Source organism: Hydrogenophaga sp. UC242_50, from assembly GCF_042697355.1.
In the GTDB taxonomy this organism is placed as follows: Bacteria; Pseudomonadota; Gammaproteobacteria; order Burkholderiales; family Burkholderiaceae_C; genus Hydrogenophaga.
The window spans coordinates 2,031,127-2,042,727 of record NZ_CP170553.1 but is presented as its reverse complement, the minus strand read 5'-3'; the positions used below and the strand labels follow the sequence as shown (position 1 = coordinate 2,042,727).

General features: G+C 70.2%; 10 protein-coding genes and 3 pseudogenes. 10 read left to right on the top strand and 3 right to left on the bottom strand.

Annotation, left to right across the window (positions count from 1 at the left end; genetic code table 11):
- Positions 1-76 precede the first annotated feature (76 nt).
- Both ACFJGX_RS10485 and ACFJGX_RS10480 read left to right on the top strand, forming a co-directional pair.
- On the top strand, positions 77-1,231 hold the full coding sequence (locus tag ACFJGX_RS10485) for a mandelate racemase/muconate lactonizing enzyme family protein (RefSeq protein WP_382321501.1): 1,155 nt from the start codon (positions 77-79) through the stop codon (positions 1,229-1,231).
- A gap of 34 nt (positions 1,232-1,265) precedes the next feature.
- Entirely contained in the window at positions 1,266-2,252 is a 987-nt protein-coding gene (locus ACFJGX_RS10480; RefSeq protein WP_382321503.1) for a Bug family tripartite tricarboxylate transporter substrate binding protein, read from the top strand.
- Positions 2,253-2,278: 26 nt separating this feature from the next.
- Here ACFJGX_RS10480 and ACFJGX_RS10475 read toward each other — a convergent pair whose 3' ends face one another.
- Positions 2,279-2,590 (bottom strand): DUF4124 domain-containing protein, encoded by a 312-nt coding sequence (locus ACFJGX_RS10475; protein ID WP_382321505.1) that lies wholly within the window; start codon positions 2,588-2,590, stop codon positions 2,279-2,281.
- Between the two features lie 162 nt (positions 2,591-2,752).
- Between ACFJGX_RS10475 and ACFJGX_RS10470 the strand changes: the two genes are divergently transcribed.
- The 4 genes and pseudogenes from ACFJGX_RS10470 (at position 2,753) to ACFJGX_RS10455 (ending at position 6,467) form a co-directional block, all read left to right on the top strand.
- Complete coding sequence (locus ACFJGX_RS10470; protein ID WP_382321507.1) at positions 2,753-3,904, top strand: L-lactate dehydrogenase; 1,152 nt, start codon at positions 2,753-2,755, stop codon at positions 3,902-3,904.
- Between the two features lie 25 nt (positions 3,905-3,929).
- Positions 3,930-5,172 (top strand): annotated as a pseudogene (locus ACFJGX_RS10465) (Y-family DNA polymerase).
- An 86-nt stretch (positions 5,173-5,258) separates the two neighbouring features.
- Positions 5,259-5,537, top strand: coding sequence for a hypothetical protein (locus tag ACFJGX_RS10460; RefSeq protein WP_382155032.1), 279 nt, complete (start codon positions 5,259-5,261; stop codon positions 5,535-5,537).
- 87 nt (positions 5,538-5,624) lie between these two features.
- Entirely contained in the window at positions 5,625-6,467 is an 843-nt protein-coding gene (locus tag ACFJGX_RS10455; RefSeq protein ID WP_382321511.1) for an enoyl-CoA hydratase-related protein, read from the top strand.
- Here ACFJGX_RS10455 and ACFJGX_RS10450 read toward each other — a convergent pair.
- Positions 6,464-6,889 (bottom strand): Lrp/AsnC family transcriptional regulator, encoded by a 426-nt coding sequence (locus tag ACFJGX_RS10450; protein ID WP_382321513.1) that lies wholly within the window; start codon positions 6,887-6,889, stop codon positions 6,464-6,466. The genes ACFJGX_RS10455 and ACFJGX_RS10450 overlap by 4 nt on opposite strands.
- A gap of 121 nt (positions 6,890-7,010) precedes the next feature.
- Here ACFJGX_RS10450 and ACFJGX_RS10445 point away from each other — a divergent pair.
- From ACFJGX_RS10445 to ACFJGX_RS10430, 4 genes and pseudogenes are all read left to right on the top strand, one after another.
- Positions 7,011-8,092 (top strand): annotated as a pseudogene (locus ACFJGX_RS10445) (ornithine cyclodeaminase).
- A 47-nt stretch (positions 8,093-8,139) separates the two neighbouring features.
- Positions 8,140-9,202 (top strand): annotated as a pseudogene (locus ACFJGX_RS10440) (histone deacetylase family protein).
- Between the two features lie 176 nt (positions 9,203-9,378).
- Entirely contained in the window at positions 9,379-9,951 is a 573-nt protein-coding gene (locus ACFJGX_RS10435) for an RNA polymerase sigma factor (protein WP_382155019.1), read from the top strand.
- A 10-nt stretch (positions 9,952-9,961) separates the two neighbouring features.
- Entirely contained in the window at positions 9,962-10,738 is a 777-nt protein-coding gene (locus tag ACFJGX_RS10430; protein WP_382321515.1) for an anti-sigma factor domain-containing protein, read from the top strand.
- Positions 10,739-10,748: 10 nt separating this feature from the next.
- Here the strand turns inward: ACFJGX_RS10430 and queF are convergent, their stop codons facing one another.
- Entirely contained in the window at positions 10,749-11,600 is an 852-nt protein-coding gene (gene queF / locus ACFJGX_RS10425) for an NADPH-dependent 7-cyano-7-deazaguanine reductase QueF (RefSeq protein ID WP_382321517.1), read from the bottom strand.
- Position 11,601: the final 1 nt, after the last annotated feature.

Genomic DNA, 11,601 nt, shown 5'->3' with positions numbered 1-11,601 from the left:
CACACGGGGCCGTTCCTACACTGGCCCCCAGACCCCACAACACAAGCGCCGCCGCCCCGGCCGCGCCGGAGACTTCATGAAAATCGCCCGCGTCAGCGCCACGCCGCTGAACCTGCCCGTCACCGTGCAATCCCCCAGCCGCAGCCAGACCACCAGCCTCTCGGTCTGCCTCGTCACCATCGAAACCGACACCGGCCTCATCGGCACCGGCATGACCGCCATCACCGAGGAAGAGGTGATCGGCAGCATCGTCAACGACATCGCCGCGCACCACCTGGTGGGCATGGATCCGATGCGCCACGAGCAGGTCTGGGAGCGCCTCTACTGGCTGCTCACGCCGCGCGGCCAGTCGGGTTACGCCAGCCACGCCATCGCCGCCATCGACCTCGCGCTGTGGGACATCAAGGGCCAGGCGCTGGGCGAGCCCTGCTGGCGCCTGCTCGGCGGCGCGCGCGCCGAGGTGCCGGTGTACGCCACCTTCGGCTTCAACTTCTTCGACCGCGACGAGCTCGCCGCCGCTGCGCGCGAGTGGGTGGGCCGGGGCTTCTCGCGCCTGAAGATGACGGTGGGCCACCACGCGCTGCAGCGGCGCGACGAACCCCGCCCGCTGGACCAGGTGATCGCCGAAGACGTGCAGCGCATCCGCGCGGTGCGCGAGGCGGTGGGGCCGGACGTGCAGATCTACATCGACGCCAACTGCAGCCTGGACTACTTCCACGCGCTGTCGCTGGCCAGGAAGGTGGAGCCCTACGACATCAGCTTCTTCGAGGAGCCGGTGTCGCAGAACGACATTCCCAACCTCGCGCGCCTGCGCGCCAAGACGTCCATCCCGCTGGCCGCCGGACAGAACGAAGGCCTGGCCTCGCGCTTTCGCGACATGCTGGTCGCGCAGGCGGTGGACGTGGTGCAGCCCAACGCCTGCATCAGCGGCGGCTTCACGCAGTGCAGCCGCATCGCGGGCATGACAGCGGCCTTCAACACGCGCTTCGCCAACGGCGGCGCCTGGCCGCACCACAACATGCACCTGCACGCCGGCCTGGCCAACGGCTCGCTGGTGGAATACCACTCGGTGGCCGTGCAGTGCTGCGAGCTGGTCTTCGACGACCTGCCCAAACCCGAGCGCGGCGTGCTGCGCCTGCCCGAGACACCGGGCCTGGGCTTCAAGCCCAACCCCGAGCGGCTGGCGGAACTCGCCAGGCGCCCGGGCTCGCGCGGTGCCGGCAAGGCCTGAAAAAGATTCCCCACGATAAAAACGGAGACAAGACATGCAGAACCTCAACAACCGCTTCTCCCTGGGCCGGCGCTCCGCGCTGGTCCTGGCCCTGGCCGCGACCCTCGGCACCAGCGCCTGGGCGCAGGCCTGGCCCAGCAAGCCGGTGCGCCTGCTGGTCGGCTACTCGGCGGGCGGCGGCGTCGATGCCATGGCGCGGCTGATCGCGCCGCGCCTGTCCACGCTGCTCGGCCAGCAGGTGGTGGTGGACAACCGCACCGGCGCGGCCGGCCTGATTGCGGGCGACGCGGTGGCGCGCGCCGCGCCGGATGGCTACACCCTGATGCTGGGCGACAGCTCGCTGCTGATCGCGCAGCACCTGCAGCCGCGCATGAGCTTCGACCCCATCAAGGCCTTCACGCCGGTGGCGGGTGTGTTCACCCTGCCGCTGGTGATCGTGGCGAACAACGAGGTGCCCGCCAAGACGCCGGCCGAGTTCGTGAAGCTGCTCAAGGACAACCCCGGCCGCTACTCCTACGCCACCTCGGGCGTGGGCACGGTGCACCACCTGGGTTTCGAGATGCTCAAGGGCCAGGCGCGCACGTTCGTCGTGCACATCCCTTACCGGGGCGCGTCGCAGATCGTGCCCGACGTGATGAGCGGCCAGGTGCCCTTCGGTGTGGTGAGCGCGACCTCGGCCATCGCCCAGGCCAAGGCAGGCAAGCTGCGCGCCGTGGCCGTGATGAACCCGGTGAAGCTGGCCGGCGCCGAAGACATCGCGCCGCTTTCCGACGCCCTGCCCGGCTTCTCCGCCGTGCCGCGCCTGTACGTGCTGGCACCGGCCGGCACGCCGGCCGCCATCGTGGAGCGCCTGAGCGACTCGCTGCGCACCGTGATGGAAGCGCCGGACATCGCGCAGATCGCCGCGCAGCAGGGCGCCGTGCCGGCCTACATGCCGGCCGGACCCCTGGCCGCCGACATCGTGCGCGAGTCCGCCGAGTGGGGCAAGGTCATCCGCGAGCAGAAGATCACCGCGCAGTGAACCCGTGGCCCGACTCGGGCTCGCGCTCAGGTGCAGGGATCGGGCTGGGGCACCTCGGTGCAGCGCCGGTAGGCCTCGGGTTTGAGGCCGCCGCCGACCACGCGGTACTGGTCGAAGCACGCGGCGCTGGCCAGGTAGCGGTGCCAGCGCGCCTCGCACGCGCTGGTGCCGGGCGGCAGCGGCGCATCGGCCGGCACGGCCCGGGCCCGGTGCTGCGGCGGCACCTGGGTGCCGTAGACGGTCTGGCCGCGCTCGTCCACCCAGCGGAAGACATCGGCGGCCAGGGCCGCGCCGGGCAGCGCCAGGGCGACGACAAGGGTCAGGGCGTTCAGCTTCATGGCGGTGGGACTCCCGCGACCCGGGGGCGGTTCCGCCGTCCGTCCCCCCAGCGCTGCGGCACCGCAGCAAAAATTTCAAAGCCGCGCCACCCGCTTTCACAAGCGAGGGCCGGGGCGCGCGGCTAACATGCCACGACACCCAAAACACCGGAGACTTTCGAGATGACCGTGATCACCAACGTGGAGGACCTGCGCGTCCTGGCCCAGCGGCGCGTGCCCCGCATGTTCTACGACTACGCCGACAGCGGCTCGTGGACCGAGGGCACCTACCGCGCCAACAACGCCGACTTCCAGAAGATCAAGCTGCGCCAGCGCGTGGCGGTGAACATGGAGAACCGCAGCACGCGCAGCACCATGGTGGGCCAGGAGGTGGCGATGCCGGTGGCGATCGCGCCCACCGGCCTCACCGGCATGCAGCATGCCGACGGCGAGATCCTGGCCGCGCGCGCGGCGCGCAAGTTCGGCATCCCGTTCACGCTCTCCACCATGAGCATCTGCTCGATCGAGGACGTGGCGCAGCACGCGGGCGAAGGCTTCTGGTTCCAGCTCTACGTGATGCGCGACCGCGCTTTCATCGAGCGCCTGATCGACCGCGCCAAGGCCGCGAAGTGCAGCGCGCTGGTGCTGACGCTGGACCTGCAGATCATCGGCCAGCGCCACAAGGACCTGAAGAACGGCCTGACCGCGCCGCCCAAGATGACCCTGGCCAACATCCTCGACATCGCCTGCAAGCCGCGCTGGGCGCTGGGGATGCTGGGCACCAAGCGCAAGCAGTTCGGCAACATCGTCGGACACGTGAGCGGCGTGGAGAACATGGGCAGCCTGGGCGAGTGGACCGCCAGGCAGTTCGACCCCTCGCTCAACTGGGGCGATGTGGAATGGATCAAGAAGCGCTGGGGCGGCAAGCTGATCCTCAAGGGCATCCAGGACGTGGAGGACGCCAAGCTGTGCGTGGCCTCGGGCGCGGACGCGCTGATCGTGAGCAACCACGGCGGCCGCCAGCTCGACGGCGCGCAAAGCAGCATCGAGGCGCTGCCGGCGATCGTGGATGCGGTGGGCAGCCAGATCGAGGTGCACATGGACGGCGGCATCCGCAGCGGGCAGGACGTGCTCAAGGCGCGCGCGCTCGGTGCCCGGGGCGTCTACATCGGCCGGCCCATGCTGTACGGCCTGGGGGCCATGGGCGAGGCCGGCGTGAGCAAGTGCCTGGAGATCCTGCACAAGGAGCTCGACCTCACCATGGCCTTCTGCGGCCACACGCAGATCGAGAAGGTCGATAAAGGCATCCTGCTGCCGGGCACGTACCCGACCTGACCGTGAGGGCGGCACCACTGCCGCTATGCTCACCGCCGTGACCTCTCCCACGGCCCGCATCCGGCGCATCGCGCACCTCGACATGGACGCCTTCTTCGCGTCCGTCGAGCTGTTGCGCTACCCGCAGCTCAAGGGCCTGCCGGTGGTGATCGGCGGCGGGCGGCGGCGCGAGGACGACATGTTCGCGCGGCTGCGCGAGACCTACCCCGAACGCGAATGGACCGGCGAGGACCTGGCCCACATCCCGATCGAGTTCTTTCCCCTGCTGGAACACTACGTCGGCCGCGGCGTCGCCGACCACCGCCACCTACGCGGCGCGCCAGTTCGGCGTGGGCTCGGCCATGGGCCTGATGAAAGCGGCCAAGCTCTGCCCGCAGGCCATCCTGCTGCCGGTGGACTTCGACGAGGTGCGCCGCATCTCGCGCCTGTTCAAGCACACCATCCGCGAGATCGCGCCGGTGATGGAAGACCGGGGCGTGGACGAGGTCTACATCGACTTCACCGACGTGCCCGGTGGCCAGCGCGAGGGCGGGCGCGTGCTGGCGCGCCTGATCCAGAAGAGCATCTTCCAGGCCACCGGCCTGACCTGCTCCCTCGGCGTGGCACCGAACAAGCTGATCGCCAAGATGGCGAGCGAATTCCAGAAGCCCAATGGCATCAGCATCGTGCACATGGACGACCTGCAGACGCTGATCTGGCCCCTGCCCTGCCGCAAGATCAACGGCGTGGGCCCCAAGGCCGATGCCAAGCTGCAGGGCCACGGCATCCACACCATCGGCGACCTCGCGCAGCGCGAACGGCCCTGGCTGGTCGAGCACTTCGGCAAGAGCTATGGCGCCTGGCTGCACGAGGTGTCCTGGGGCCGCGACGAGCGCGCGGTGCAGACCGAGAGCGAGCCCGTGAGCATGAGCCGCGAGACCACCTTCGACCGCGACCTGCACGCCGTGCGCGACCGCGCCGAGCTCGGCGCCATCTTCACCCAGCTGTGCGAGCAGGTGGCCGACGACCTGCAGCGCAAGGGCTACGTGGGCAAGACCATCGGCGTGAAACTGCGCTACGACAACTTCCAGATCGTCACGCGCGACAGCACGATCGCCCATTTCACCAGCGACGCGACCAGCATCCGCCGCCACGCCGGCCTGTGCCTCAAGCGGGTGGACCTCACGCGCCGCATCCGCCTGCTGGGCGTGCGCGTGGGCTCGCTGGCCAAGCTCGGCGAGGTGCCGCCCGAGCCCGAGCGCCCCCCGGAGCCGGCCCAATTGTTCTGAGGCCGCGCGGCCGCCATTGACGGAAGCTGACGCCAAACTTACAGTGTCAGAGACTGGATGTCAGCCGCATTCCCGAGGGGTCTGCCATGAATCTCTGTCTCAGGCTTGACGAGTTGGAGCGCATCAAACGCTGGCACGTGGCGCACCGCCGGGACCACCCGCTGGAATACCAGCTGTGGGACGGCATGCTCACGTTCTGGGTGATGGGCTGGGTGGGTTGCGTGCCGGCCTTTTTCTCGGAGGCCCTGTGGCTGCTGCCCTTCTGCGTGATGGGCATCTGGGCGCCCGGGCTGTACGTGCGCTGGCGCCGCAAGGTGCACCGGTCGCACCGCCTGCGCTGCGACTGGCTGGGGCCGTACAACTGAGCGGCGGGCCGTCCGGGCCGGGACAGTCCCCGTGGCGCGCGCGGACTACAGTGGTCCGTTGCCCACCACCACCGAGACCAGCCCGCCATGACCGCACCGACCTGCTTCACCCTCAGCACGACCGACCACATTGCCCACCTGGTGCTGAACCGGCCCGCCGAGCTCAACACCATGCACCCGACCTTCTGGCGCGAGCTCGACGAGCTGCTCACGCGGATCCACCACGAGGGCCAGGCGCGCGCGCTGGTCATCAGCAGCACGGGCAAGCACTTCAGCGCCGGCATGGCGCTGGAGACCTTCGGCGGCGCGATCCAGATGGACGACCAGAGCCCCGAAGGCCGCGCGGCCATCTACGACCTGCTCACCGACATGCAGGCCACCTTCACCAAGATCGAAAACCTGCGCATCCCGGTGATCTGCGCCATCCAGGGCGGATGCATCGGTGGCGCGGTGGACATGGTCACGGCGGCCTGCATCCGCTACGCGAGCGCCGACGCCTTCTTCTGCATCCAGGAGATCAACATCGGCATGGTGGCCGACGTGGGCACGCTGCAGCGCCTGCCCAAGCTGATCCCCTTCGGCGTCGTGAAGGAGCTGGCTTACACCGGCCGCCGCCTGCCCGCGGGCAAGGCGCTGGGCCACGGCCTGGTCAACGAGGTGTTCGACACCGCCGAAGCCACGGTGGCCGCCGCGCTGCAGTGCGCGAAGGAAATCGCCGCCAAGCCCCCGGTGGCGATCTGGGGCACCAAACAGGCCGTGACCTACGCGCGCGACCACTCGGTGGAAGACAGCCTGCGCCAGATGGGCTGGCTGCAGGGCACGGTGTGGAGCAACGCCCACGTGCGCGAGGCCATCAGCGCGATGAAGGACAAGCGCGCCGGCCAGTTCACGCCGCTGGCCGAGCTGCCATCGTTCAAGGCCCTGGGCTAGGACAGACGGTACGTCGCCAGGTGCAGGCTGGTCTCGGTGCTGCTGATGCCGCGGATGAGGCGGATGCGCTCCAGCACCTGGGACAGCTCCGCCAGGCTGCTCGCGCGCAGCTCGGCGAGCAGGTCCCAGCGGCCATTGGTGTCGTGCAGCTCGGCCACGCCGGGCTCGCCCAGCAGGCTGGCGATCACCGCGCGCGTCTGGTTGCCTTCCACCGCCACGCTCATCCAGGCGCTGATCTCGTCGGGCTTGGCATCGGGCCGCAGGCGCACCGTGTAGCCCACGATGACCCCGCTGTCCTCCAGCCGCGCGATGCGGTTGGTGACCGTGCCGCGCGACACGCCCAGCTTCTTGGCCAGCGCGGCCACGTTGGTGCGCGCGTCCTTGCGCAAAAGGCCGATCAGTTGCTGGTCCAGGGCGTCCATTCGGGCATTATGCGATCCGAGGCTGACTTTTTGACAATTTTCTGTCGAAATTCAAGCACAGTTGACGATTTACATTGAGCGAGCGCTTGGCGACACTGAGGACATCACCCAAGGATTCCCCATGAAAGCCGCCACCTCGTCCTCCCTGCCCACCCTGTTCCTCAGCGCCCAGGATGCTGCGCACCCTCGTCCACCGCCTGGGCCTGCCCGCCGCGCTGGACCGCCTGGCCGGCACCCTGCACGCCGACTACCTGCGCTGGCCCTCGTTCGACAAGTCGGCGCGCGTGCGCCAGCCACTCCACCGACGGCGTGATCGAGCTGATGCCGATCGCCGACGACACCACCTACGCCTTCAAGTACGTCAACGGCCACCCCAAGAACACCCAGAGCGGCCTGCCCACGGTGATGGCCTTCGGCGTGCTGGCCGAGGTGCGCACCGGCGTGCCCGTGCTGCTGAGCGAACTCACGCTCACCACCGCGCTGCGCACCGCCGCCATGTCGGTGGTGGCCGCGCGCGCGCTGGCCCGCCCCAACAGCCGCCGCATGGCGCTGATCGGCAACGGCGCGCAGAGCGAGTTCCAGGCCCTGGCCTTCCACCACCTCATGGGCATCGACGAGATCCGTCTGTACGACACCGACCCCGCCGCCACGCGCAAGCTGATGGACAACCTCGCGGGCCAGCCCGGCCTGAGGCTGCTCGCCTGCGACAGCATCGCCCAGGCGGTGCGCGGCGCCGACATCGTGACCACCGTCACCGCCGACAAGACCAACGCCACTATCCTCACGCCCGACCTGATCGAGCCCGGCATGCACATCAACGGCGTGGGCGGCGACTGCCCGGGCAAGACCGAGCTGCACCCCGACGTGCTGCGCATGGCCTCGGTCTTCGTCGAGTACGAGCCGCAGACCCGCATCGAAGGCGACCTGCAGCACCTGCCCGCCGACTTCGCCGTGACCGAACTCTGGCACGTGCTCGAGGGCAACGCCCCCGGCCGCGCCAGCGCGGCGCAGGTCACGCTGTTCGACTCGGTCGGCTTCGCGCTGGAAGACTATTCGGCCCTGCGCTTCCTGCGCGAGGTCGCGGGCGAGCTCGGCCTGGGCCAGGCGCTGCCGCTGATCCCCGCGCTGGCCGACCCGAAGGACCTGTTCGGCCTGCTGCGCCGGTCCGAGCCCCGGCAGGTGGAGCTGGCGCTGGCGGCCTGAGGCGGCCGCTTTCGCTACGATGGGCGTCCCCCATCGTTCGCCAGCGCATGAAAACCTTTCACAACCCCCACCACGCCGGCCACGCCGGCCAGCAGGAAATGTTTCGCGGCCGCATGGTGCCCTGCCATGAGGTGCCCGCGCGGCTGGACTTCGTGCTCGCCGAACTGCAGCGCCGCCCGCTGGGGACCCTCACCCCGCCGGCCGTGGACGCCGCCGCGCTGGACACCGCCATCGCCCGCGTGCACGACGCGCGCTACCTGGCTTTCCTGCGCCACCGCCTGGGACGACTGGGTGCGCATGGACCCGGCCAACGCGCAGCGCGACGCCCTGCCCTCGGTGTGGCCGCTGGCCAACCGGCACGGCTTTCGCAACGACGTGTTGCCGCACAACTTCGCGGCGCGCCTGGGCCTGTTCTCCTTCGACTCCGGCTCACCCCTGACCGCCGGCACCTGGGCCGCCGCGCGCGGCGGCGCGGCCTGCGCGCTCGCGGCGGCGCAGGCCGTGGCGGGTGGTGATCGCAGCGCCTTCGCGCTCTCGCGCCCGCCCGGCCACCACGCGGGGCCTGATTTTCTGGGCGGCTACTGCTTCCTGAACAACGCCGCGATCGCCGCGCAGGCGCTGCGCGACGCCGGCCACGCCAAGGTGGCGGTGCTGGACGTGGACTACCACCACGGCAACGGCACGCAGACCATCTTCTACGAACGCGCCGACGTGCTCACGGTCTCCCTCCACGGCGACCCGGCGACCGAGTACCCCTTCTTCCTCGGCCACGCGGACGAGCGCGGCGCGGGCGCGGGCACCGGTTTCAACCTCAACCTGCCGCTGCCGCGCGGCACCGGCGTGCAGGCCTGGCGCGCGGCACTCGACACCGCCCTGCGCGCGGTGAGCGATTTCGGTGCGGATGCGCTGGTGGCGCCCCTGGGCCTGGACACCTTCGAGGGCGATCCGATCTCCGGCTTCACGCTCCAGACCGGCGACTACGCCGCCGTCGGCGCGGCGCTGGCCAGCGCGGGCCTGCCCACGGTGTTCACCTTCGAGGGCGGTTACGCGGTGGACGAGGTCGGCACCAACGCCGTCAACCTGCTCGAAGGCTTCCAGCGGGCGGCCTGAGCACCCGGCTGAATCCAGGCGCGCCCCGGGTGCGTATCCAGAGGGCCATGAAGCCCTCACCACCCCCTCAACGCCCCGACATTCCCCGCCCCACCGCGCGCGGTTCCCGCCCCGTGCTGGTGTGGAGCCGGCCCGGCAATGCCCCGCAGGAGCCCCCGCAGCCCCACAATGCGCGCATGAGCGACCAACCCGACGACACCCTCATCGCCCTGCTCGACCGCATCGCCCAGCGCGACGAGGCCGCGCTCAAGGGCCTCTACGACCTGGTGTCGTCCAAGCTCTACGGGTTGTCACTGCGCGTGGTGAACAAGCACGAATGGGCCGAGGACGTGCTGCAGGAAACCTTCCTGCAGATCTGGCGCTCGGCCGGCGACTACCGCGCCAGCCTGAGCCCGCCCATGGCCTGGCTCGGCCTGATCGTGCGCAGCCGCTCACTCGATGCCCTGCGCCGGCGCAGCGCCGAGCGCGCCCACCTCACCGACGAAATCGACGACGTGATGGCCGACACGATGGAGGGCACGTCTCCCAACCCCATGGACGTGAGCCTGGCGAGCCAGCAGGCCTGGGCGCTGCACCAGTGCCTGGGCCAGCTGGAAAGCCGCCAGCGCGAGGTGGTCAGCCTGGCCTACCTGCGCGACCTGAGCCACAGCGAGCTGGCCGAGCAGCTCAAGCTGCCGCTGGGCACGGTCAAGACCTGGATCCGCCGGGGGCTGGACCAGCTGCGCACCTGCATGGCGCGCTTCGCGTGAGGACCTCGCCATGAACCTCATGAAACACCCCGAACTGCTGGACCAACTGGCCGCGGCCCACGCGCTGGGCACGCTGCGCGGCGGCGCGCGCCGCCGCTTCGAAGCCATGGCGCGCGAACAGGCGCCGGTGCGCGCCGCCGCCCTGGTGTGGCAGAGCCGCGTGGCCAGCATGAACGAACTGCAGGCCCCGAGCGAGCCGGCCCCGGCGGTCTGGACGCGCATCGAGAACCTGGTGCGCGCCGACAACGACCAGCAGGCCATGGCCGCCGCGCGTGCCACCCCACCCAACGGCCGGGGCGGCTGGCTGCGCAGCCTGGCGCTGTGGCGCGGCGCCACCGCGGCCGGCGCCCTGGCCACCGTGCTGGCCGTGGTCACGGCCGTCGGCCTGCGCGACAACCTGGGCACGCGAATCAGCGAGCTGCAAGCCCAACTCGAAGCAACGCCGCAGGTGGAGTACGTGGCCGTGCTGCACGACGACCAGGCCAGCGCGTCCATGCTGGTCACCTTCGATCCCAAGAGCAGGAAGCTCACGCTGCAGCGCGTGAGCGGCTTCCAGGAAGCGAGCGACAAGTCGCTGCAGCTCTGGGCGCTGCCGCCGTCCGGCGGCCCGCGCTCGCTCGGCGTGCTGGGTCAGGAGCGCCTGCTGCAGCTCGCCGCTGGCGAGGGCGATGTGCGCGAGGTGCCGACCCTGGCGATCAGCCTGGAGCCCAAGGGCGGCGTGCCGAGCGAGCGCGGCCCCACCGGGCCGGTGCTGTTCAAGGGCGCGCTGATCCAGAAGATGCTCTGAACCAGCCGGCTCACTGCCGCGCGGTGCGCACGTTGGCCGGCGGCGATTGCGGGTGGCTGCTGCGCCAGGGGTTGATGTCCAGCCCGCCCCGGCGCGTGTAGCGCGCGTAAACCGTGAGCTTGGCCGGCTTGCAGCGCTGCCAGACATCCATGTAGATGCGCTCGACGCACTGCTCGTGGAATTCGTTGTGGTTGCGAAAGCTCACGATGTACTGCAGCAGGCCGGCCTGGTCGATCTGCGGGCCGCTGTAGCTGATCTGCACGCTGCCCCAGTCGGGCTGGCCGGTCACCAGGCAGTTGCTCTTGAGCAGGTGGCTCACCAGGGTCTCGGTCACGGGCTGCTCATCGAGCGCGGCCGAGAGCAGCTCGGGCGCGGGCTGGTACCGCGTGCACTCCACGTCGAGCCGGTCGATGGACAGGCCGCTGAGTTCGTGCACCGGCTCGCGGTCGAAGTGCTCGGGCAGCAGCAGCTTCACGCCGGCGCTGGCCTGGATCGGGCCGCCGTGCCAGATCGCGGCGCTCACGTCGGCGCGGATGCGGTCGCGCACCGCGTCGGCGCTCGGAAACGGCGTGTTGTTGAAGCTGTTGAGGTAGAGCTTGAACGACTTGCTCTCCACGATGTGCGTGCTCTCGCAGGGCACGGTGATGTGAGCCAGCGCGACCATGGGCTTGCCGCGCGGGTTGAGCCAGCTCAGCTCGAAGGCGGTCCAGAGGTCGGCGCCCAGAAAGGGCACGCTGCCGGTGATGCCGATCTCGCGCCGCTTGGTTTCGCGCGGCAGCGGAAACAGCAGCGAGGCGTCGTACTGGTCGACGTAGGCCGAGGCGCGGCCGAGCTGGGACTGTTCGGGGGTGTTCTGGGACATG